This window comes from Pseudenhygromyxa sp. WMMC2535 (assembly GCF_011083025.2).
The window spans coordinates 207813-229915 of the sequence record NZ_JABJWV010000001.1; the positions used below are offsets into that span (position 1 = coordinate 207813).

Below are 22103 nucleotides of genomic sequence, written 5' to 3' on the forward strand. Positions count from 1 at the left end.
ACCCTTCAAGTCCTCTGCCGCGCACACTAGCGATGGGCTCACGCCCCCTCGCCTCGACCAGCCTCGTCGGGGCGCGCATCGGGGCGCGCATCGCTCCGCGTAATGTCGATGACATGGTTCGGCCGCGGATCGACGTGCATGTTGAGACCCGACGGCGACCCCGAGCGCACCCGCGATGACGCGGCGCGAGGGATCGTCGCCCAACCCTCGACACAGCGTAGAAGACAATGGCAACAATCAACATTGGTGGATATACCGCCACGGTCGAAACCACGAATAGCGGCTTTAGCGGGACGCTCGAGCTCATCGTACATCAGTTCTCGGGCATCGATGTTCTGCGGATCTGCTCGAGCCAAGACGAGGACGCCGGCGCCCTGATTCAGGGCAGCTACGACCCCTTGTCGGCGACCATCGACGGCAAGCTGATCTTGCTCGCGGGTCTCTATGAAAAGGAGATCTACATCATGGCCAGCGAGACCGGCTTCGACGTCCCGCTGCCGAGCGTCGACGTCGACGGGGCCGAGGTCGGTGGCCGGGTCAAGCTCGATGGCAACGAGGTCGAGGTCACCCTCGACATTACCGTCGATCTCCCGCTCTCCTACAAGGGCGTGTCCTTGACCCCGCAGTTCACCTTCCAGGAGATCACCACAATCGAACTCGACACCCTCCCGGCCCTCGGCACCAGCCAAGCCTTCACCGTCTCGGCGTCGATCCTCGGCGTCAGCGTGAGCGTCGGCCCGATCCCCCTCTCGGTCCCCCTCAACTCGATCTCGTCGATCTCCGACAAGATCCTCGAGGTGATGCTCGACGAGATCGAGGACATCATCGAGGACTACCTGCTAGGCTGGGCTCAGGATCTCGGCCACCTCGCGACCGACGTCGCCAACTACGTCGCCGACTTCGCCGGCAGCATCGTCGACGCCGTCGCCGACTTCTTTGGCGGGGGCGGCAGCGACAGCCCGCCCCCGCCCTATCTGGTCAACGCCTCGTCCTCGGGCGTGGCCATCGACACCTTCATGTTCGCCTGGGGCCAGGGCGCGAGCTTCGTCGACGGGGCCCAGGTCGTCGGCTTTCCGACTAGCTTTGGCGGCCCCTGCCGAGCCGCGCTGGTGACCACCGCCCGGCCCAACATCGCCTCGAGCCTGTCCGTGAGCGCCCGCGCGGCCAACAGCTTCAGCATCGATCGCCACAACGACATCAGCTATCACATCCCCTTCAACTGGCTGGCCTTCGGCCCTGCTCCCGGCGCCTCGATGGCCGAGAGCGGCTACGTCGACCACGGCTCGGTCCGCATCCAGTGGGGCCGCGGCGTCAGCACCAGCGACGACGGCCAGAGCTTCAGCCTGCCGGCAAAGTTCGGCAGCGGGCCGGTCTCGGTGGTCGTATGCGCCGATCAAGGCGGGGTCCGCCCGGGCATCTCGCTGAGCTCGGTCAACGCTAGTGTGCGCGGCAGAGGACTTGAAGGGCCCCAGGCTTGGAGCACCGGCCGCTGACTTCGTTGCTCGTCAGTCATTTGTGCCCGACAAACTCCCTCCTCGCGCCTCGTCAGCAACCGGCGGTCCGGCGCCTGGGACCCTTCAAGTCCTCTGCCGCGCACACTAGCGCCGGGAGCTTCACCGTCGACCGCGACGCGGTCATCAACGGCAGCTTGCCCTTCACCTACCTGGCGATCGGCCCCGCCGAGGGCGAGACCCTCAGCCAGGGCATCCTCCGCGAGCGCGGCGTGACCATCCAGTGGGGTCGCAGCAACTCCTCGAGCGACGACGAGCAGCTCTACTCGCTGCCGACCAGCTTCGGCTCGATGAACTTCAGCGTCGTCACCTCGATCATGTCCCCAAACATCCAAGCCGGCCTGTCGGTCTCGCGCCCGATCAACGAGGCCAGCTTCATCGTCAACCGCGACGCCGCCATCAACGGCACCATCCCCTTCAACTGGATCGCCGTCGGCTGGTGATCTCGGAGCTTCAGTCATGACCGCAACACGATTCACCATCAAGACCGACGCAGGCTACTACTACAACGGTTTTCACGACGCCGCCGTCGTCGGCAACCTGATGTTCCAGTGGGGCCAGCACAACAGCACCCTCGACACCAGCCAGGCATTTGCCCTGCACCAGTCCTTCGGCAGCCGCTGCTATGCCCTGCTGACCTCTTGCTCACGGCAGAACGTGTGGAGCGCCCTGGCGCTGGCCAGCCGCGGACGCTCGAGCTTCACCGTCGACCGCGACGGTGCGATCGACGGCAACTACCCCTTCTACTGGCTGGCGATCGGCGACGCTCCGGGCACCTCGATCGCCGCCCCTCACTACGCCACCCTCGGCGACAGCGTGATCACCTGGAACGACGCGCTGAGCGACTACGACGGCAACCAGGTGTTCACGACCCCAACGGCCCTCGGCGGGGGGACCTCCGCGGCGGTGCTGACCGTCACCGAGGCCAACATTCGCTCGGCGCTGGGCATGGCCAGCTTCGACGGACCCAACCGCAAGCTCACCCTCAATCGCCACAACGACGTCAACGGCGGGATCGACTTCAACTACGTAGCGATGGGGGCCAAGCCTGGCAAGACCGCGACCGGGGTCCAGCAGATCGGCGACCTCAAGCTCCAGTGGGGCCGGGCGACCACCAACTCGGACTACGAGCAGGCATTCTCCTTCCCCGAGCCCTTCGAGGACATGAACTTCGCCGTGATCACGGCGCTGCAGGGGGCCGGCTCGCGGGCGATCGTCTCGCAGACTCGCCCGGTCAACGCGCGCAGCTTCATCGTCGACCGCGACGCCTCGATCGATGGCTCGTATGGCTTTCACTGGCTGGCGATCGGTCGCTGAGCTCGGCGCTCACCCACCGACGAAGCGGGCGTCTCCAGGCTCTTCGGCCGGGGGCGCCCGCCCTCGTGCGTGCTATGACGACGAGATTCAGACCGCCGAGACCATAGACTCGAGCGGGATCGACGCTCTCGATCCGCGCCTGCTCCCAAAGGCGGCCGCGCTCGCGTCCATCAGCCGCTTTCGCGTCATCCGGGTGCTCGGCGTCGGAGCCATGGGCGTGGTCTACGAGGCCATCGACGAGACCCTGGGCCGGCGCGTCGCCGTCAAGCTCGTCAGCCCGGCGACGCGCTCCGCGGACCGCCAGCGCCGGCTGCTGCGCGAGGCCCAGGCCATGGCTCGCCTCACCCACCCCAACGTCGTGGTCGTCTACGAAGTCGGCAGCGTCGGCGACGAGGTCTACATCGCCATGGAGCTGGTCGAGGGGCCCAGCTTGGCGACGTGGCTCGCCGCGGACGCGCGCAGCTGGCGGGAGATCCTTCACCTGTTCTCACAGGCCGGCTACGGCATGCGGGCAGCCCACGCCGTGAATTTGATCCACCGTGACTTCAAGCCAGCCAACGTGCTGCTCGGTCGCGATGGCCGCATCCGAGTCGCCGACTTCGGCGTGGCTCGCCTCGGGGAGTCCAGCGACCTCGAGCATGAGCGCGGCCTCCCCGGTCAGCTGCTGGCATCGATGACCGAGAGCGGGGCACTGGTTGGGACCCCGGCCTACATGGCCCCGGAGCTGCTCATCGGCGCACAGGCCGACGCGCTCAGCGATCAGTTCAGCTTCTGCGTCGCGCTCTACGAGGCCCTCTACGGCGTGCGTCCCTTCGCCGGCGCCGACATCCCCGAGCTGCGCGCAAACATGAAAGCTGGTCCGCTCGCGGCCCCGCTGCCAGGACGCAAGGTCCCCGCGTGGGTGCACGCGGCGGTCGAGCGTGGCCTCGGCCCGCGAGCCAGGCGGTGGCCGTCGATGGACGCGCTCTTGCAGGCGCTGGATCCAGAGGCCCGACGGCGCCGACGGGGCGCGGCGCTGCTCGGCTCGGCTCTCACACTGCTGACCTTCGTCGCCGGGCTCGCCTGGTCTCGAGTCGACGGCGAGCGCTGCACCGCCGAGCAGGCGCTGATCGGGGTGTGGGACGAAGACGTCCGCGAAGAGGTCCGCGGGGCCCTGCTCGCGACGAGCAACGGTGAGCACACCGCCGCCACCGTCATCGGCCGCCTCGACACCTACGCCGAAGACTGGCAGGCGGCGAGGACCCAGGCCTGCGAGGCCACGCGGGTCCACGGCGAGCAGTCCGAGGCGATGATGGACGCGCGCATGCACTGCCTGGACCGGCGCGCGCTCGAGCTCGGGGCGCTCGCGCGGGTGCTCGCGAGCGCGGACGACCAGGTCGCCGAGCGGGCCGTGGCAGCCGCGGCGGCGCTCCCCGAGATCGAGCGCTGCGCAGACCTCGACTATGTCAGCGCCGAGCGACCGCCGCCGGACGATCTAGCGACGGAGGCCGCCGACGCCAGGATCCGCGAGGCCCTCGCCACGGTCCGGGCGCTCGGCCGCTCGGGGCGGCTGGTCGAGGCGCGCGCGCGCAGCGAGGCCCTGCTTGAGGAGGCGGCGAGGCTCGGCTACCGACCCCTGCTGGCGGAGGTCGGGCTGGCCCATGGTCAGCTCCTCGACGAGCTCGGCGAGGCCAGGCCCGCGGCCGAGGTGCTCGAGCAGGCATACCTCGACGCCGATGCCTGCGGCACGGACGAGCTCGCCCAGGAGGCCGCGCTGCGCTTGGTGCATGTCCGCGGCTACCGCCTGGCACAGGCCGAGCGCGCGCTGCTGTGGGCCCGCCTGGCGCAGGCCAAGATCGACCACGGCGGCGACGCGCTGGCCAGGGTTCAGCTCGCGCTCGGCCGCGGTGAGGTCCACGAGGCGGCGCGAGAGCCCGAGCAGGCGCTGGCCGCCTACCGCGAGGCCCAGACCCTCCTCGACGAGCTCCCGCGCCCCGATCCCCTGCTGCACGCAGAGGTCCTCGACGACATCGGGCTCGTGCAGCTCGAGCTGCAACACGACGAGGCTGCTCAGGCCAGCCTCGAGCAAGCCTACGCGCTGTGGACGGCCGAGCTCGGCGACGGCCACCCTCTCGTCGCCCGGGGGCTGAGCAGCCTCGGCATCCTCCACGCTCGGACCGGGCGCTACCGTGAGGCCATCACCGCTTGGGAAGCCGCCAAAGACAGCTGGACAGCGAGCAAGGGAGCGATGAGCGAGGACGTCGCTACCATGCACAGCAACCTCGGGGTGGTCTATCGCATGGTCGGTGACTACGAGGCGGCGCGGAACAACCTCGAGCGCGCGCTGGCCATCCGCGAGCGAGAGTTTGGACCCGAGGAGCCAGCGGTGGCGAGCGTGCTCGGAAACCTGGGCAACCTCGCGCTTCATCAGCGGGACTTCGCCGCCGCGCGGGTGGTCTACGCGCGCGCCCTCGCGATCCGCGAGCGGGAGTTCGGAGCGGACGACATCCGCCTGGCGACGATGCTCAGCGGCCTCGGTGAGGCCGAGCTCGGCCTCGGCCACCCTCGCCTGGCCCTGGCAGCGCTGGAGCGCGCCCTGGCCATTCGCGTGGCCCACCTGGCTCCCGGGCACCAGCACATCACCGAGATCCGCGGCCTGATCGCCATGGCCTGGCTCGCCCTCGGAGAGCCGACCCTCGCCTGGGAAGCGCTCGCGCCGGGGCTCGTCGAGAGCCGCGACCAAGAGGGCGGAAAGTGTCGGCTCTCGGCGGTCCACACGGCGCTGCTGCGCGCGCAGGGGGAGGCGGAGCGCTGGCGAAGCACGGCAGAGGCGGGGCTGCGAGACTGTTGGGCGTTCGACGCAGAGAACGTCCGGGCGATCCGGCGGCTCGAGGAGCTGCTCGCAAAGTGAGCGCGAGCGCGCGGACTACTCGCTGATGATCGTGGCCTCGCTGGCCAGCGGGGCTCGGATCATCCCGGTCCCGCGGGCTCGCTCGACCAGCCGTTTGGGGTCCAAGTCGGCGCGCTGGAGGTCCTGGCGGAGGCGGTGGAGCAGCACGCCAAAGTCGTTGTCGTCCTTGTGAAGGTCGTCGGGCCAGATCTGGCGACACAGCTCGCGGACGCTGACGAAGTCACCGGGGCTCGCGGGTGGCGAGGGGACGAGTAGGGCGTGGACCAGGGAGAAGCGAAGCGGCGCGAGGTAGACCGAGCGCTGCTCGTCAGCTTCGCTGAGAGTCAACAGTCCGCCGCGAGCGTAGCGCTCCAGGCGAAGGCTTAGGCCCGCAGGCGAGGCTTCGCCGCGCGGCCCCAGGACCGTGCTGGCCTCCTGCGAAGGGTCCGAGCCCTGGACCAAGATGGTGCCCAGGGGAGCACCAGCGATGCTCAGCCGGCCGCCAGCTCGCGCCAAGGTCGGCGCGTCGATGGCCTGGCCGTCGACGCTAGCGACCTGGCGCCCGACGTTGACGACCTCGACCCCCTCGGCCCGAGGCAAGAGCAGGAGCTGGCGCCGGCTGATGGCGGGGTCATCCAGCACGACGTCGCAGGAAGATCCACGCCCGAGCACCGTCACCCCCGCGCGCAAGCTAATGCAGTAGCCCGTTTCGAATTCGAGGAGCCAGCGCTCGGCGATCGTGCCCACTGCAACGATTGTCCCACGAAAGCGGCTGCTCGAAACCCAGACGCGGGGATGGCCGAGAGGACAGGGCAGCTCACTCTTGGCTGACGACCACCGTGCCCGTCCCCGAGTCCGTGCCATCGACCCAGACGTAGGCCTCCTGGCCGGCGCTGAGGTCGAGGACCAAAGACGCCTGCGGCAGCGTGCACTCGGGATCGTCCATGGCCTCGCACTCGAAGCCCAGTCCGCGCACCAGCCATCCTTCGAAGTCGGCGTCGACCAGCGCAAAGCTGTAGACCCCGGCCTCCTCCGCGGTGAACAGACGGAGCACATCCTTCCCATCGCCGCTCGCCTCTCCGCAGCTACTCCACACCCAGCTGCTCCCTTGCGTCGTGTCCACGGGGTTGTCCCCGAGCGACCAGGTGCCCTCGAAGATATCGGAGCACTCCGGCGGCCCGGCGTAGTCGGCTCCCCCCTCCTCCGCCCACTCTTCGGCCGACTCCTCTTCGCCCGTGGTCGTGGTCGTGGTCGTCTCTCCGCTCGTGTCCGTGGTCGTCTCTCCCGACTCTCCCGACCCCGACTCTCCCGACCCCGACTCTCCCGACCCCGTCTCGCCAGCCTCGGTCTCGCCGGCCTCGCTCTCTCCTTCGCTCCCCGCCGTCGTGCTCTCCCCGCTCTCCTCCGTGTCCATCCCCGCGTTGTCGTCAGTGCTCGCCTCCTCACTTCCGTCGTCGCTGCACCCGAGCAGACTCAGGCCCGCGACCAGCGCGAGCGAAGGCAGCACGCTCGGCGCCTGGACAGTGCGCAGCCTCGCGGCGCAAAAAGGGCAGTGGTGCTCGTCCTCTCGGACGTAGCGATGACAGGCGTGACAAGTCAGCATGGGCTCAATCCTACCCTCACAAAGTCCGACGCGTAGACGCCTATTGTTCGGTCGACTAGAATCCCGGCCCCATGAGCCCCGACGAAGCTCGCGCCATCCTCGATGTCGACGCGCACACCGATGCCCGCACGCTCAAGCGCGCCTACCTGCGCAAGATCAAGAAGGCCAAGCCCGAGCGTGACCCCGAGGGTTTTCAGCGTTTGCGCGCCGCCTATGAGCTGCTCGAGTCGTGGCGCGAGGACAGTGAATGGGACGCGCGAGACGAATGGGACGAGCCCAGCGCTCTTTCTAGATCCGGCGAGACCAACGCCGATTTTCTCGCGGCCCTACCTTCATCAGCGGCCCCAAGTGCCAACGAGGCGCCGATCCTCGACCCTCCTCTGCCACAGGCCGAGGCCCCTCCCTCCCCGCGCGACCAGCTGTGGACGCTCGTCGAGGCCATCGACGCCACCCTCGAGACCGCCCTGGAGACCGGGACCTTCGCGGCCACCTGGGCGCTGATCGACGAAGCCCTCGACCTCGCCGAATTCGAAGCGGCTCCGGCCCCACCCGCTGCGCTGATCTTCGAGATCACCACGGCGGCCTTGATGCACGCGTCCGACCCCGAGCCCGCCTGTCAGGCCTTCTCGCGCTGGTCGAGGCTGACCACGGACTTGGATCCGAGCAGCGCGGCGCTCGAGGACGAGGAGCGGGCCTGTCTGCTCTTGCTCGCCGAGCTCGTCGAGTTCGTCGACAAGTCCCCGGGCTGTCCACCTCCCTTCTACGCGCTGATCGCCTCGGCGCTCCACGAGCGCGATCCAGACGCCCGCCGCGTGGAGCTCAGCGAGCTCGCCGAGGCCCGCCCGAGCGCAGCCCGCAAGACCCGGGCGCAGCTGCACCATCACGCGCCCAGCCTCGCCGCGATCTACTCGGCCAGCCTCGGCGAAACCACCGATCCTCAGCTTGGTGGCGAGCGCGCCCAGTTCATGCGTAAGTTCCTCCAGATCCTGCTCAAAGCCGGCGTCGTGATCCTCATCATCGGCTTGCACTTTTGCAGCTGAGCACAGCGCAGCAACGACGAGCCCCCATGTCCACACCCATCGTCGGCATCGACCTCGGCACCACGAACTCCCTCGTTGCGATCATGCGCGCGGGCCAACCGGTCTTGCTGCCCTCGCCAGTCGGCAGCCTCACGACCCCCAGCGCGGTCAGCATCGACGACTCCGGCGAGCTCCTGGTCGGCGAGGCCGCCCGCGCGAGAGCGCTGACCCACCCCCAGCGCTGCGCCACCAACTTCAAGCGCGACATGGGCACCAGCCGCCGCCAACACCTCGGCGAGCTGTCGATGTCGGCCCCGGGGCTGTCTGCCCTCGTGCTCACCAGCCTCCAGCGTGACGCCGAGGCCGCCCTGGGGGAGCCCGTGACCCAGGCCGTGATCACCGTGCCCGCCTACTTTGGCGATCTCCAGCGCCAGGCCACCCGCGACGCCGCGAGCTTGGCTGGCATCGAGGTCCTGCGCTTCATCAACGAGCCCACGGCCGCGGCCTTGGCCTATGGTCTGCACCGCCTCGACCAGGAGCTGCGCGCCCTCGTCCTCGACCTCGGCGGTGGGACCTTCGACGTCACCGTGCTCGAGATCATCGAGGGCGTGATCGAGATCCAGGCCTCCGCCGGCGACGCTCGCCTCGGCGGGGAGGACTTCGCCGAGGCCCTGGTCGAGCTGCTCGCCGCGCGCATCGCCGAGCAGCAGGGCGTTCCCCCCGACCTCGAAGATCCGCAGATCCACGCCCGCCTGCTCGCCGCCTGCGAGCGAGCCAAGCGGCGGCTCAGCGCGGCCGAGGAGGTTCGCGTTCCGCTCCCCGACTTTCCCCTCGGCGACGAGCGCCTCGACCTCGAGCTCAGCTTGACCCGCGCCGACGCCGAGGCGCACTGGCAGCCGCTGCTCGCTCGCCTGCGCGGACCGATCAACCGCGCCCTCACCGACGCCGAGCTCGAGCCCTCGGCCATCGACGAGGTCCTGCTCGTCGGCGGGGCCACGCGCATGCCCTGCCTCATCGCCCTGGCCGCGCGGATCTTTGGGCGCATGCCCAATCGCAGCCTGCCCCCCGACGAGGCCGTGGCCATGGGCGCAGCGATCCAGGCCGCGCTGATCGCCGACGACGAGGCCGTCGAAGACCTCGTCGTCACGGACATCGCCCCCTTCAGCATGGGCGTGGAGACCTCGACCCGCGTCGCCGGGCGCGCCATCGGAGGGATGTTCTCGCCGGTGCTCGAGCGCGGCACGGTCATCCCCGCGAGCCGAATCGAGCACTACCTTCCGCTCCACGACGCCCAGGACACCCTCGTGCTCCGGATCTATCAGGGCGAGCACGCCCTGGTCCGCCACAACACGCTCTTGGGCGAGATCCGCGTGCCCTTGCCGCGCGCGGGCTCGTCCGAGCACAAGAGCGTGGGCGTGCGCTTCACCTACGACCTCAACGGCATCCTCGAGATCGACGCGATCGTCGAGGCGACCGGGGACAAGCACAGCCTCGTCATCGAGCAGCGCCCTGGTGCGCTCACGGCCAGCGCCCTGGAGCGCGCCCGCGCGGCCATGCAGCGCCTGAAGTTCCATCCCCGCGAGAGCCTGCCCAACCGCACGACCCTCGCCCGCGCCGACGCGCTGCACGTGCAGCTGCGCGGCGCCCCGCGAGCGCTGCTGCGCGAGCAGATTCAGTTCTTCGAGGTCGCGCTCAGCGGGCAGGAGCCCCGGGAGATCGAGCAGGCCCGCGAGTCGCTTCAGGCGACCATCGAGGGCCTCTCGCGTTTTCTCTAGTTCACCACGGACAGGCACATACAGGCACTTCATGAACGAGCTCCTACGAGTCGCCCCCCTCTCCTTCGCCCTCGCCCTCACTACAGCGGCCTGCGCCCGTCCCCAGGCGCCCACGCCTCCCCCCGTCGAGGCCGGCGAGATCGTGCTCGGCCACAGCCTCGTGCTCCACTCCGAGATCCTCGGCGAAGATCGGCTGATCAACGTCTACTTGCCCGCGAGCTACGCGGGCGGCGAGGCCAGCTACCCCGTGCTCTACCTCCTCGACGGCGGCACGCACCAGGACTTCGTCCCCATGGCCGGCATGGCCGCGCTCGCGGGCCTCAGCGGCCAGTACCGCGAGTTCATCCTCGTCGGCGTGCAGTCCAACGACCGCGGCCACGAGCTCACCTCGCCCTCGGAGGTCGCCTTCGACCGCGAGCGACTGCCCCAAAACGGCGGCGCCGCCGACTTCCGCCGCTTCCTGGTCGAGGAGGTCCAGCCGACCATCGACGCCAGCTACCGCACCACCCGCGAGCGCGCGCTGATCGGCGAGAGCCTCGCCGGACTCTTCGTGGCCGAGACCTTCCTGCGCGCGCCCCAGAGCTTCACCCATTACCTGGCGATCAGCCCCTCACTGTGGTGGCAAGACATGGCCCTCGGGCGCGAGGCCGCGGCGCTGCTCGAGGCCGGTGACTTTCGCGGGCGCTCGCTCTACCTGACCACCGCCGACGAGGGCTGGAAGCACCAGGAGGGCGCCGACCTGCTCGTCGCGGCGCTCGAGGAGCACGCGCCCAGGTGCCTGCGCTGGTGGTACGACCCGCTGCGCTTGGAGCACCACAACACGATCTACAACCCCGCGGCCTTGCGGGCGCTGCGGCTCGTGTTCGCGCCCTGAGGCGGCTATAGCAGCCGACCTTGGCCCTGGAGTCGATCCCAGAGCCCACTTGACGGCCCTGCGCTGGCCCTCGCGTCACACTGGCGTCATTGAATGAATTCGGCGACGTACACCGACGGCCCCCAGCCGGACCCGTCGGTCAGCATCTCGACGCCACCGTAGACGAGATCCGCGTAGAGTGACTCCCCCTCGGGACCCCAGTCGACGACCACCGACAGCCCGCTGGAGTCGAGCTGTGATTCGATCTCGGGGCTGGGAATGACCTTCGAGGTGTAGTCCTCGACAGGTGACCGGAGCATCTCATCGGCGTAGTACAGGTTCTCCCCGCGGAAGACGGTCAGCGGCGCCCGCAAGAGCACTTGCTCCTCCGCGTCTCGAAAGGTCAACACCCCCTCCACCTCGACCCCGGTCGGCGCACAGGCAACCCCTCGACCCGCGACGTACTCGTGCAATCGGATGCTCTCGAGGTCGAGTTCGAGGGTGGCCGACGCCGGGACAGCTTGACCGCCATCGACGATTTCCACGTACTCATGGCTCTCCTTCCAGTACCAGGTGCCCTCGTAGGGGCCCACGAGTTGGGCGAGCTCTTCCCCGACGACGCTTCCCCAAGGAGTGAGGTCATCGGCCGAGAGCGGCGAGTCCTCGTACTGACAAGGTTCCTGCTCGCTGGGGCAGGTCCTCATCATGGCCAAGGCGGCGAGGGCTACGAGAGCACGGCTAGCGTGGAGCACGGCTATCTCCAGGGCTGGGCGAAGGATCGGCCTGCGCGAGCAACACTGGGTCGCAAGCCGTGCAGGTCAGCGGAACCCGAAGTGGAACCCGCCGGGAGACGGACTCACCTTGGGCGAAGGCGGCGACATGGCCGACGAGCACGCCGGGCTCGACCACAGCGGCGCGCTCCCCCTCGCTCAGGGCGTAGCCCAAACGCAGCTCGTCGAAGACGAGCTCCCCCATCCCCGGCTCGACAGCCCGCAGCCCTGCCTCGAGATCGGCGACGGCCTGCTTCACAGTGCGCTGGATCTTGGCAGCGCCCGCCGGTTGAGCCGAGACCTCGGAGAGGACAACGCTGGAGAGTTCGCCCAGGCGCGTGACTCCGACGCGGAGCTCGGCACCAGAGATCTCGAAGCCATCCACCCTGGGCCGGATCGAGAACAGGTACTCAAAGGGGGTCGCGGGAGCGGTTCCCTCATCCTCTCGGCTACCAAATCCGCCCGACCGCGTGGCAACTTCCATCGCTGCGTCCCAGGTCATGGAAGCGTCCAGCTGGTCGCGCAGCCGAGCGAGCGTGCCCTCGGCAATCGTCTGGGTCTCGTCCATGCTCAGCGTGTCAGCCACCATGCGGTGTCGATTTACGCTTGGTCGCGCACGCTCCAGGGCGCTACGATTGCTCACGCGCAGCTCATCGTTATCGGGGTCGTAGCTGAGATCGAAGATCTCTCCGTCGCAGAGGAGGCTCACGAAGGCAAGGCTCCCACTGGCCTCGATCTCGGCGGCCCAGCGCGCCAGCCTCTCGTCCTCGCTTGGGTCGAAGGCCCCACCAAGAGCGAGGACCAAGCCGCTCGCGCGCTCACGCAACTCGACGCGCCCACGTTGAGGCCGGGTCAGCTCCAGGCGCGTCACCACCTGTCCCATGGAGACCTCAGGCATCGACTGCAGGCTGCTGGAGCAGCTGCCACAAGGAGACGTGCAACCGTTGTCGTACATCTCGAAGTAGTAGCCACCGGCCGGCTCGGGGAGCTCGCCCAACAAGCCCTCACCATCGGCGAGGTTGGTGTGGGGATGGACAGCCTCGGCCTCGGCTGCAGAGCTGCCCAGGGTGGTCGTGACAGGAGAGTTCTTACCCGGCGCGCCGTTGTTCTCCATCTCGTCGAGCCAGGCGTAGGCCGTGGGCTGTCCATCCTGGGTGCGCTTGAACACCTTGCGGGCCTCGTCATAGCCGACGTAGGGAGAATTGTGATAGCCGAGAACCTGACGAAAGGCGTTCTGCCGATAGCTCGACCACAGCAGGTCTTGCCGAGAGGTGCACGAGGTCAAAAACATGGCGACTCGGGCTCGGTCGCCAGCGAGTCGACCCAGCCGGACCTCCGTGCGGATACGAGCCCGGCAATTTCCATTGTCCGACGGGCGGCCCCACTGCAAGCGCCCCACGTTGCCGTGCCCGGCGTAGACCACGAGCGAGGCCTGATCGCCATAGGTATCGTCGAGGCCGAGGGCCAAGATGCTGCGCTCCCAGAAGTCCTCGGGCCAGCTATTGTCGTCGACAAAGCGCAACCCAGACCAGCCGGCTTTGTCCAGACGGTTGCGCAGGGTGCTCGTGACCGTGGAGACATCCTCGTTCTCACAGGCCCCGCCCCCGTCGAACTTGGTGCTCTCGCCGATGAAGAAGGTCTCGTAAGCGCCCGCGGGTGAGCCGTCGTCCTCTTGGCCTTGGTCGGTGGCATCCGGCTCGCCGACCTCGTCAGCGCCGGTCGAGCCTTCGCTGGAGATCGACGTATCAGCGCACGCGATCGTCAGCACGGACAGCACAAAGGCCACTCTGCTCGACCCCGACAGCCCCTTCATCAGCCCACCATAGTCGAGCCTCTGGATCTCTGTCAAAGGGATGGCCAGCACGTGACACGAGCGCAGCGCTTGCCTCACCACCGCGACCACACCAATCAGTCCCGAGAAGGGCCTGCTGTCAAAGACAATCCTGCGAGCGCGGCTCCCCGACGCGCCGCTGTCGAGGACGACGGCCTCGTGCCAGTCGAGGATGCCTGGTAGCCCCCGAGCTCAGGAGGGCATGATCCGAAACGCCCGCCGGCTGCTCCCGAGCAGCCAATGGATCTGCCCACGCACCGCGTCGAAGCGCAGCTCCACGCGCTGGACCTCGCCCTCGCCGATCTGCGCCTCGACCAAGCAGACAGCCTGCTCGAGGGGCATGATCGCCCCCGGCTCGCAGGCCGACGCGTCCTCCCCCAGGCTCGCGTGGCAGCGGGCGAGGGCCTGCTCCCGCGACCACCACAGCTGGTCCAGATCCGCCTCGACCAGCGAGCGCGCCGAGCTGTAGCCGCGCTCGCAGCCATCCAGGACCTCGGCCTCGGGGAGTTCTTGCGACTCGGCCGTGGCCTGGACCATCGCCGCCGGCTCGACAGCGAACATCGCGTCGACCATCACGGCGACGCAGGCACCGGCGACACCGACCATCATGGCGAGGATCTGGATGGCGAAGTGGAGGCGCATGCGGTCGGTCATGGGCTCAGTATACCCCCAGCGCTCGCGGCGCTCGCCCGCGCGCTCCCCTCAATCTATCGATTGACCGGTGCAAATTAACGCTACAAGAGCCCGTGAACTTCGAAGACAAACTCAAGAACCTCGCAACCAAGGCCGAGAAGACCGCCGGCATGCTCGAGACCGAGGAGGCGACCAAGAACGCGCTGGTCATGCCCTTCATCGCGGCCCTGGGCTACGACGTCTTCGATCCCGCGGAGGTCATCCCCGAATTCAACGCCGACGTCGGGATCAAGAAGGGCGAGAAGGTCGACTATGTGATCAAGCGCGGCGACGACATCGTCATGCTGATCGAGGCCAAGAGAGTCGCCGCCGAGCTCGACATCTCGCACTCCAGCCAGCTCTTTCGCTACTTCACGGTCACCAAGGCGCGCATCGCCGTGCTGACCAACGGGGTCGTCTATCGCTTCTACTCGGACCTCGAGGAGCCCAACAAGATGGACGAAAAGCCGTTCTTGGAGCTCAACTTGCTCGAGCTGCGCGAGAGCCTGATCAACGAGGTCAGCAAGCTGTCCAAGGCCCACTTCGACCTCGACGACATGCTCGAGGCCGCGAGCGAGCTCAAGTTCATGCGAGAGATTCGCGCGGCCTTCGAGCGCCAGTTCGAGGCGCCCGAGGAGGACTTCGTGCGCTTCTTCTTCCAGCAGGCCAACCCCAACGGGCGCTTCACCCAGTCGGCCAAGGAGCAGTTCACCCAGCTGGTCAAGCGCACCCTCAACGGCTTCGTCAGCGACCGCGTGGGCGCGCGGCTGCGCCAGGCCATCGCCCAGGAGGACGCCCGCGTCGAGGTCCCGGCCCAAGACAGCCCGGCCGTCGTCGCCGACGAGCCCGAGGCCCCCGCGGCGCCGAGCGACGGCGTGGTGACCACCAACGAGGAGCTCGAGGGCTTTCAGATCGTCAAGGCCATCGTCTGCGACGTGCTCGCCCCCGAGCGCGTGACCTACCGTGACAGCAAGACCTACTTTGCGATCTTCGTCGACGACAACAACCGCAAGCCGCTGTGCCGGCTGCACTTCAACCGCGCGCGCAAGTACGTGGGCACCTTCGACGAGCACAAGACCGAGACCCGCCACCCGATCGAGGGCCTCGACTCGATCTACGGCCTGCGCGAGCAGCTGCGGGCCACGGCCAAGCACTGGCTGTCTCTGGACGCGAGCCCGGCGGACGGCGAGCCCACGCCCGAGGGCAAAGAGCGCGCGAGCTGACGCGGAGAGCTCGCGCAGCCCCGAGCGCTGCGCGGCGTCCGAGCGCCGCGCGGGGCTGACTCAGGCGGCCTCGCCGGTCTGTACGCGCCACAGCGAGGCGTAGAGCCCGTCCTGCTCGAGCAGGGCCTCGTGAGTCCCGTGCTCGACCACGCGGCCGTGCTCGAGCACGAAGGTCGCGTCCGCCCGGCGGATCGTCGACAGCCGGTGGGCGATCACGATCGTCGTGCGGTCCTTGGTGATCCGCTCGAGCGAGCGCTGGATCGCGGCCTCGGTCTCGTTGTCGACGCTCGAGGTCGCCTCGTCGAGGACGAGGATCGGCGGGTCGGCGAGCAGCGCCCGGGCGATGGACACGCGCTGGCGCTGGCCGCCCGAGAGCTTCTGGCCGCGCTCGCCCACGATGGTGTCGTAGCCATTGGGCAGGCCGAGGATGAACTCGTGGGCCTCGGCGGCCTTGGCCGCGGCGACGATGGCCGCGTCCGAGGCGTCGAAGCTGCCGTAGGCGATGTTGTCGCGGATGCTGCCGTGGAACAAGAACACGTCCTGGCTGACCAGACCGATGGCCTGGCGCAAGCTGCCGAGCTCGAGCTCGCGGACGTCGACGCCGTCGAGGCACACGCGCCCGCCCTTGACGTCATAAAAGCGCAGCAAGAGCTTGATCAGCGTGCTCTTGCCGGCGCCGGTCGAGCCCACGAAGGCCACGGTGTGCCCGGCGGGGATGTCCACGCTGAGCCCGCGCAGGATCGGCACGAGCTGCGCCTGCTCGCCGCCGAGGTCTTTCGGCCCCAGTGAAGGGTCGTAGTGAAACTCGACGTCCTCGAAAGACACGGCTCCGCGGACCTCGCCAAGCGCGAGCGCCCTGGATCCCGAGCGGATCTTGGGCTCGGTGTCGAGCAGGTCCAGGGCCCGGGTGATCGAGGCCATGGCCCGCTGGTACTGGTCGAGCACCGCGCCCAGCCGGGTCAGCGGCCACAGCAGGCGCTGGGTCATGAACACCAGCACGCTGTAGAGGCCGACGTTGAGGTCGCCGGCCAGGGCCATGCGCCCGCCGTAGACCAAGATCGCCGTGAACCCGGCGACGATGAACATGCGGATCACCGGGACGAAGGCCGAGCTCAGCGTGATCGCCCGGCCGTTGGCGGCCTCGTAGGCGCGGCTGTGGGCCTCGATGCGCGCGACCTCGTGGTCCTCGGCCGTGAAGCTCTTGATGGTCGCGATCCCGCCGAGGTTGTTGACCAGCTGGCCGTTGAGCAGCGAGACCTGCTCGCGCACCGCCGCGTAGCGCGGCTGGAGCAGGCGCTGGATCCTGATTGATCCCCAGATCACGAAGGGCATCGGCAGCATGGTCATCCACGCCACCGAGGGTACGGCCACGAAGAAGATCGCCCCGACCACGAGGATCGTGGTGATCAGCTGGATGATCTGGTTGGCGCTGTCGTCCAAGAAGCGCTCGAGTTGGTTGATGTCGTCGGCGAGCACGGCCATCAGCCCGCCGGTGCTGCGGTCCTCGAAGTAGGCCAGCTCGAGGTCCTGGACGTGGCGGTAGACGTCCATGCGCAGCTCGTGCTCGATGGTCTGGGCCAGGCGCCGCCACTTCAGGGCGTAGGCGTACTCGAACACCGATTCGGCGCCCCAGGCCGCGAGCGTGAGCCCGGCGAGGACCCACAGCTGCTGCTCGGCCTCGGGCCAGCCGAGCTTGGCGATGAAGGAGTCCTGGCGCGAGACCACGATGTCGATGGCCGCGCCGATCAGGATCGGGGGCGCGAGGTCGAAGAGCTTGTTGAGGACGGAGTAGAGCGTGGCGACGACGATCGTGCCGCGGTGCCCGTCCGCGTGGCGCAACAAGCGGACCAAGGGGTGGGAGGGAGAGCTCGCCATGAAGCGCTGCATATACACGGCTTTCGGGCGCCTGGTCCGCGAGCGAGTGGAGATGAGTCCAGGATCAGCCCAGCGCGGAGGTCCTGCCCCAGTCTGCGGGTTCTGAAGTCGCCGTCACGAGATCGTCGCGCCGAAGTTGCGCGGTCACGAGCCCAGCGAGCCGTGTGCAACCCAGCGTGGTCTCACCAGCCCTCGCCGGAGTCTGCCTCGCCCGTCGCCAGCCTCACCGCGACTACGTCCCGCTCCACAGCCCGCGCCACGGTGCTACTTTTTGACCACCATGAAATCCTTGGCCTGTCCTCGCGCGCTCCATCTCATCCTCCCCTTCACCCTCCCGCTCCTCGCCTGCAACCAGTACAACCCGAACTTCGACGGCGACGGCAGCGGAGACGGCAGCGAAGAGGCGAGCGCCGACGAGGTCGGCGGCTCCGCCGACGAGGTCGGCTCTGCGGATGGCTCGACGACCAACGGCGAAGGCGGAACCGCCGACGGCGGGTCCTCGACCGCCGACGGTGGCACCGCCGATGATGGCACCTCGACCGCCGATGGCGGCACCGCCGACACGGACAGTGAGAGCGGGGTCGAGCTTTGCTACCCCGACCTCGAGGAGACCCTGCACCCCGTGTATGGGATCGCCGACGATCTCGCCGACGGTTGTCCCTCGGGGGACCCCTTCTTCGTGACCTACAGCGGCACCAGCGATGACTTTTGGAAGGTTCGCCATTGTACAGGGATCGGCTGCGACGATTGCAGCGGAGAGCACCCTCTAGGCGCCGTCAACATCAGCGTCCCGGACTACGCCACGAGCAACGAAGGGACCTGCTACATCGTCGAATTCAACGAGTACATCGGGGAATACGATGGCATGTGCGCCTACAACTCGCTCTCGGTCAAATTCTTCGATATCGAGCCCCAGATCGCCCCGCCAAAGTTCGCCGTGGGCCGTGGTAACGCAGACTTCCCCGAAGGCACGGCAAAGGATGGTTACGTCAGCGACTGGCAGAGCATCGAGCCGCTGCAAGAAGACATCTGCCCCTGCGACCAGCTCGGCTCCGGAAGCAACTGCTGCGCAGATGGCCCGGGGATCAAGACCTTCAGCGTGCTCGACGTCAACAGCGTCGAGGTGACGCCAAAGGTCCCCACCCAGGTCACCTTCCAGAGCATCGAACAGGACACGTACGACTTCGAGTTCCTGATCACCCAGGCCCAAGATGGGCAGCTGTGTGACGACGTCGAAGACATCTCGTGGTTCATGTACTACACCGGTGACTGAGCCTCACTCGGAGGCCCCCACGCCCACCGGCCCGGTGACGTCCATCCACAGGGCCAGCCCCGCGTGGCGGCCAAACTCCGCGTAGCGGGCCGCGATCCCCCGGTCGTCGCCGGGCTTCAGGCCATGGAGCTCGGCCGCCCGCTTGCGCACCCAGCTGTCGAGGGCGAGGTCGTCGAAGTGGCCGAGCAGGCGCAGCGCCTGACCCACGGCGTAGGGCCCAAAGCCAGGCAGCGCGAGCAGCCGCCGACGCAGCTCGACCGTGGGCAGGCTCGGATCCAGGCGGGCCTCGAGCCCACCGCTGGCGAAGCCCTCGGCGAGGGCGCGGCAGTGGCCCGCGCGATAGCCCACGCGGACCTCGTCACGCCAAAAGCTCTCGTCCTCGCGCGCGCAGACCTTGGCGCTGGGAAAGGCCCGTCGGCCCGAGGGGGCGCGCCTACCCAGGCCCTCGACCGTCCGCCTCACCATGGCCTTGGTGTTGGACCACGCGCAGTTGGTGGTCATCAGCAATTTGAGCAGGTCTTCAAATAGGGTCGGCGAGCACATCAGCCGTCCCGCCCCCTGACGCCTGACCCAGGCCAGGCGCGAGACGGCGTCGCAGCGCGTCCAAAATTCCTGAAGCTCGAGCTCCACGGCCAGGCTGCGAACGAGAGCACGACGCACATGGGCGAGCTGCTCGCGCGAGAGCGGCCGGCGAGCGCTCACGCGTACACGCAGCGCGTCGCTCGGGGTTCGTTGCCCAACCTCGAGGTCGACCACGGGGCCTCGCCCACAGACTGCGGATAAATCCAGCGCGCTGCGCAGGTTTTCTTCGTCGAGCTCGTGTGGAGCCAGCCCAGCCCAGCCGTGCCCTCGCAGGACCACGCCGAGGTCGTAGGGGGTCGGGACCGAGATTCGCAAGCTCCGAGTCGGCACGCGTGCATGGTAATCGCGCACCAGCGTGACGCGAAGTTGGCGCGTACCTGGGTTGTCGCCGACATGGTAAGAACGCCCCCATGGTGCGTGTGCATGCGCTTCACTTCACCGGGCTCGGCGCCGTCCTCTGTGCATCATGCACCATGACGAACCCGGCTTTCTCGCAGGACGAGAACCTTGGAGACGGGCTCGACGATGAGGGTTTCGAGGCTGGCGAGAGCGCTGGCGAGGTGGGTGAGAGCGGCGGCGAGGGGGAGTCGGGCTCGAGTGGGAGCGAGAGCGCTGGTGAGGGTGAGAGCGGTGAGAGTGAGAGTGAGAGTGAGAGTGAGAGTGAGAGTGAGAGTGAGAGCAGCGACGACAGCGAGAGCAGCGGCGAGACGAGCGACGACTACAGCGCTTGCGAATATCTCGAAATCCGCGAGCCCCTGCACTTTGGCGTCACACAGGGCACGAACAACGGAGGGGAATGCCCCTCGTCTCCCCCAACCCGCATCAAGGCGACCAGCTACGAGTGGGACGCCAATGGCTTCGAAATCAGGGGCTCTAGCTGCACCGGACTCCTCTGCAGTGACTGTGACGAGTCGCCTCACACCATCCACGTCCGCCATGGCCAAGGCCTGGCCGACGAACTCATGGATCAGGTGGAGGAAGCAGATGACGTCTCCCCACCAATCTGCATCGAGGTCGAGCTCGGATCAGCCATCGGGATCGAAAATGAGCGTTGCGACTACGACTCGATGACCCTCGTGGTAGCCAGCAACCCCGCTCTCATCGCCTCCCGCGACGGAGCCACGCTCACGGCCACAGGCGACAACGTGATCCCCGACCCACCAGTCCCCGGCCTCGAGACCAACTCGTGTGCGTGCAACCAATTAGACGGCGCAGCCGTCGAATGCTGCAACGCTCTTGGCCAACCCACCAACTTCGAACTCGACTACGGCGAGGACCACATCAACCTCGGCAACCATGTCGCGTTCACCTACGTCGTGTCCGCCTGGAAGCTCTTTTCGGTTCAGAGCCACAGGCTGCCCGAGTGCACGAACAACTCGAGCGCGCTCACCGCCTACTACTCCTGGTACGCGTTTCGGACCTCCTGGTTGTGAGCCCTCAGTTCACGCCACCGCGTGACTGACACTGTGGTTCAATACCCGGGTGGGAACTCCAAGCGCTCTCCCCCGCCCTCCCATGGCGCCTGGCGCCCTCCCCCTGCTCGGGCACGCGGCGCAGCTCAAGCCCTCGGCGATCCTCCCCTTCGTCGAGTCTCAGGCCAAAGCGCTCGGTGAGGTGTTCCGCATGCGCATGCTCAACCGTGACGTCGTGCTCATCTCGCGGCCCGAGCACATGCAGAAGGTCCTGCTCGAGGACCGCGCCAACTTCGTCAAGGGCTCCGCCTACGATCCGGTCCGCCGGCTCATGGGCATGGGCCTGGTGACCCTCGAGGGCAGCGACTGGAAGGCGCGCCGGCGCCTGGCCCAGCCGGCCTTCCACATGCGCAGCCTCCAGCGCCTCGCCACCACCATGGTCGAGATCACCGACGAGTGGATCGCCGACCTGCGCGCGCGCATGCCCGAGGGCGGGCGCCTCGACGCGCACCGCGAGATGACCAAGCTGACCCTCGACGTGGTCGTGGCCACGCTCTTTGGGCGCAGCATCACCGCCCACGCCGAGGTCCCCTACGAGCTGCTCTCGGGCGCGCTCATCGACCTCTCGGAATTCGGCAACGTCCCGATCCCCCGCTGGCTACCGACCCCGAGCAACATCCGCTTCAAGCGCACGCGCGCGTCCCTGGACGCGGTCATCTATCGGCTGATCGCCGAGGGTCGCCGGGCCCTCGCCCGCGGCGAGGACGAGGGCTCGCTGATGTCCATGCTGCTCCAGGCCCGCGACGAGGACACGGGCGAGGGCCTCGACGACAAAGCGCTGCGCGACGAGCTGATGACCTTGTTCCTCGCCGGGCACGAGACCACGGCGCTGACCATGACCTGGATGTTCGTGCTCCTCGCCCCCGTGCCGGAGGTGGTCGCCAAGCTCCAAGCCGAGGTCGACGCCCTGCCCCCGGGGCCGCCGAGCTACGAGACGCTGATGGCCATGCAGTACACCAAGCAGGTCGTGCAGGAGGTCCTGCGCTTGCGCCCGGCCGCGGCCGCGGTGATGCGCGACGTGATCGCCAACGAGGAGATCGGCGGCTTCGCCCTCGAGCCCGGCGACATGGTCATGCCCAGCTTCTGGCTGCTCCACCGCGACCCCGCGCTGTGGCCCGACCCCGAGCGCTTCGACCCCGAGCGCTTCGCCCCCGAGGCCGTCAAAGACCGCCACCGCTGGGCCTGGCTGCCCTTCTCCGGCGGGCCGCGGGTGTGCATCGGCAACAGCTTCTCGCTGCTCGAGAGCGCGGTGATCATCGCCGCGCTGATGCGCAACGCCGAGTTCGAGCTGGTCGCTGGCGCCGACGTCCAGCCCGAGCCCGTGGCCACCGTGCGGCCCGCGGGCGAGGTCGCCATCGCCCTGCGCTGGCGCGACTGAGCCCGCCGCCTTGCGGGGACCCGCGCCGATGCAGCCTCGCTGCACCGGCGCTCGGGCCATCGCGCGCACGCCCGCGGCCC

The 22103-nt window shown here is 68.3% G+C and carries 18 protein-coding genes; 11 read left to right on the forward strand and 7 right to left on the reverse strand.

Translation table 11 applies throughout. The features are described 5' to 3' along the window. Positions 1-227: 227 nt before the first annotated feature. Genes G6O69_RS00740 through G6O69_RS00755 form a run of 4 tightly spaced genes read left to right on the forward strand, consistent with a single transcriptional unit; the run spans position 228 to position 5718 of the window. Complete coding sequence (locus G6O69_RS00740) at positions 228-1493, forward strand: hypothetical protein (protein WP_172301555.1); 1266 nt, start codon at positions 228-230, stop codon at positions 1491-1493. Positions 1494-1498: 5 nt separating this feature from the next. Continuing rightward, positions 1499-1954, forward strand: coding sequence for a hypothetical protein (locus G6O69_RS00745; protein ID WP_172301557.1), 456 nt, complete (start codon positions 1499-1501; stop codon positions 1952-1954). A gap of 16 nt (positions 1955-1970) precedes the next feature. Then, positions 1971-2828 carry a hypothetical protein gene (locus tag G6O69_RS00750; RefSeq protein WP_172301559.1) on the forward strand — a complete coding sequence of 286 codons (858 nt, stop codon included), beginning with the start codon at positions 1971-1973 and terminating at the stop codon, positions 2826-2828. Next, positions 2797-5718, forward strand: a complete 2922-nt coding sequence (locus G6O69_RS00755; protein ID WP_176396543.1) for a serine/threonine-protein kinase — start codon at positions 2797-2799, stop codon at positions 5716-5718. The genes G6O69_RS00750 and G6O69_RS00755 overlap by 32 nt, the downstream gene beginning before the upstream one ends. A gap of 15 nt (positions 5719-5733) precedes the next feature. Here the strand turns inward: G6O69_RS00755 and G6O69_RS00760 are convergent, their stop codons facing one another. Both G6O69_RS00760 and G6O69_RS00765 read right to left on the reverse strand, forming a co-directional pair. Continuing rightward, positions 5734-6444 carry an FHA domain-containing protein gene (locus G6O69_RS00760; RefSeq protein WP_172301563.1) on the reverse strand — a complete coding sequence of 237 codons (711 nt, stop codon included), beginning with the start codon at positions 6442-6444 and terminating at the stop codon, positions 5734-5736. 70 nt (positions 6445-6514) lie between these two features. Beyond that, the gene (locus G6O69_RS00765) at positions 6515-7300 is read right to left on the reverse strand and encodes a hypothetical protein (RefSeq protein WP_172301565.1); all 786 of its coding nucleotides are present in this window, start codon (positions 7298-7300) and stop codon (positions 6515-6517) included. Between the two features lie 71 nt (positions 7301-7371). Between G6O69_RS00765 and G6O69_RS00770 the strand changes: the two genes are divergently transcribed. From G6O69_RS00770 to G6O69_RS00780, 3 genes are read left to right on the forward strand one after another with little or no spacing between them, the layout of a single operon-like run. Further along, complete coding sequence (locus tag G6O69_RS00770) at positions 7372-8340, forward strand: J domain-containing protein (protein WP_172301567.1); 969 nt, start codon at positions 7372-7374, stop codon at positions 8338-8340. A gap of 26 nt (positions 8341-8366) precedes the next feature. After that, positions 8367-10094: an Hsp70 family protein gene (locus G6O69_RS00775; protein ID WP_172301569.1), complete on the forward strand. Its 1728-nt coding sequence runs from the start codon at positions 8367-8369 to the stop codon at positions 10092-10094. 31 nt (positions 10095-10125) lie between these two features. After that, entirely contained in the window at positions 10126-10968 is an 843-nt protein-coding gene (locus G6O69_RS00780) for an alpha/beta hydrolase-fold protein (RefSeq protein ID WP_172301571.1), read from the forward strand. A gap of 86 nt (positions 10969-11054) precedes the next feature. Here the strand turns inward: G6O69_RS00780 and G6O69_RS00785 are convergent, their stop codons facing one another. The 3 genes from G6O69_RS00785 to G6O69_RS00795 form a co-directional block, all read right to left on the reverse strand. Next, positions 11055-11699 carry a hypothetical protein gene (locus G6O69_RS00785; RefSeq protein WP_172301573.1) on the reverse strand — a complete coding sequence of 215 codons (645 nt, stop codon included), beginning with the start codon at positions 11697-11699 and terminating at the stop codon, positions 11055-11057. Continuing rightward, entirely contained in the window at positions 11686-13620 is a 1935-nt protein-coding gene (locus tag G6O69_RS00790) for a DUF6345 domain-containing protein (RefSeq protein ID WP_176396544.1), read from the reverse strand. The genes G6O69_RS00785 and G6O69_RS00790 overlap by 14 nt, the downstream gene beginning before the upstream one ends. A 120-nt stretch (positions 13621-13740) precedes the next feature. After that, positions 13741-14202 (reverse strand): hypothetical protein, encoded by a 462-nt coding sequence (locus tag G6O69_RS00795; protein WP_172301576.1) that lies wholly within the window; start codon positions 14200-14202, stop codon positions 13741-13743. Between the two features lie 92 nt (positions 14203-14294). Here G6O69_RS00795 and G6O69_RS00800 point away from each other — a divergent pair, with 92 nt between their 5' ends. Then, complete coding sequence (locus G6O69_RS00800) at positions 14295-15443, forward strand: type I restriction endonuclease (protein ID WP_172301578.1); 1149 nt, start codon at positions 14295-14297, stop codon at positions 15441-15443. A gap of 60 nt (positions 15444-15503) precedes the next feature. Here the strand turns inward: G6O69_RS00800 and G6O69_RS00805 are convergent, their stop codons facing one another. After that, a complete protein-coding gene (locus tag G6O69_RS00805) occupies positions 15504-17318 on the reverse strand; it encodes an ABC transporter ATP-binding protein (RefSeq protein WP_172301580.1) in 1815 nt (604 codons plus the stop codon). Positions 17319-17598: 280 nt separating this feature from the next. Here G6O69_RS00805 and G6O69_RS00810 point away from each other — a divergent pair, with 280 nt between their 5' ends. Further along, the gene (locus tag G6O69_RS00810; protein ID WP_172301582.1) at positions 17599-18591 is read left to right on the forward strand and encodes a hypothetical protein; all 993 of its coding nucleotides are present in this window, start codon (positions 17599-17601) and stop codon (positions 18589-18591) included. Positions 18592-18594: 3 nt separating this feature from the next. Here G6O69_RS00810 and G6O69_RS00815 read toward each other — a convergent pair whose 3' ends face one another. Then, on the reverse strand, positions 18595-19503 hold the full coding sequence (locus G6O69_RS00815; RefSeq protein WP_172301584.1) for a Fe-S cluster assembly protein HesB: 909 nt from the start codon (positions 19501-19503) through the stop codon (positions 18595-18597). A 143-nt stretch (positions 19504-19646) separates the two neighbouring features. Between G6O69_RS00815 and G6O69_RS00820 the strand changes: the two genes are divergently transcribed. Beyond that, positions 19647-20606, forward strand: a complete 960-nt coding sequence (locus tag G6O69_RS00820) for a hypothetical protein (RefSeq protein ID WP_172301214.1) — start codon at positions 19647-19649, stop codon at positions 20604-20606. 82 nt (positions 20607-20688) lie between these two features. After that, positions 20689-22023: a cytochrome P450 gene (locus G6O69_RS00825; RefSeq protein WP_172301586.1), complete on the forward strand. Its 1335-nt coding sequence runs from the start codon at positions 20689-20691 to the stop codon at positions 22021-22023. Positions 22024-22103: the final 80 nt, after the last annotated feature.

Excerpts from the sequence above, each read along its gene's own strand:
- G6O69_RS00740 (WP_172301555.1), top strand. The coding sequence starts at position 228 with ATGGCAACAATCAACATTGGTGGATATACCGCCACGGTCGAAACCACG.
- G6O69_RS00750 (WP_172301559.1), top strand. The coding sequence starts at position 1,971 with ATGACCGCAACACGATTCACCATCAAGACCGACGCAGGCTACTACTAC.
- G6O69_RS00755 (WP_176396543.1), top strand. The coding sequence starts at position 2,797 with ATGGCTTTCACTGGCTGGCGATCGGTCGCTGAGCTCGGCGCTCACCCA.
- G6O69_RS00765 (WP_172301565.1), bottom strand. The coding sequence starts at position 7,300 with ATGCTGACTTGTCACGCCTGTCATCGCTACGTCCGAGAGGACGAGCAC.
- G6O69_RS00770 (WP_172301567.1), top strand. The coding sequence starts at position 7,372 with ATGAGCCCCGACGAAGCTCGCGCCATCCTCGATGTCGACGCGCACACC.
- G6O69_RS00775 (WP_172301569.1), top strand. The coding sequence starts at position 8,367 with ATGTCCACACCCATCGTCGGCATCGACCTCGGCACCACGAACTCCCTC.
- G6O69_RS00780 (WP_172301571.1), top strand. The coding sequence starts at position 10,126 with ATGAACGAGCTCCTACGAGTCGCCCCCCTCTCCTTCGCCCTCGCCCTC.
- G6O69_RS00795 (WP_172301576.1), bottom strand. The coding sequence starts at position 14,202 with ATGACCGACCGCATGCGCCTCCACTTCGCCATCCAGATCCTCGCCATG.
- G6O69_RS00805 (WP_172301580.1), bottom strand. The coding sequence starts at position 17,318 with ATGGCGAGCTCTCCCTCCCACCCCTTGGTCCGCTTGTTGCGCCACGCG.
- G6O69_RS00810 (WP_172301582.1), top strand. The coding sequence starts at position 17,599 with ATGAAATCCTTGGCCTGTCCTCGCGCGCTCCATCTCATCCTCCCCTTC.
- G6O69_RS00820 (WP_172301214.1), top strand. The coding sequence starts at position 19,647 with ATGACGAACCCGGCTTTCTCGCAGGACGAGAACCTTGGAGACGGGCTC.
- G6O69_RS00825 (WP_172301586.1), top strand. The coding sequence starts at position 20,689 with ATGGCGCCTGGCGCCCTCCCCCTGCTCGGGCACGCGGCGCAGCTCAAG.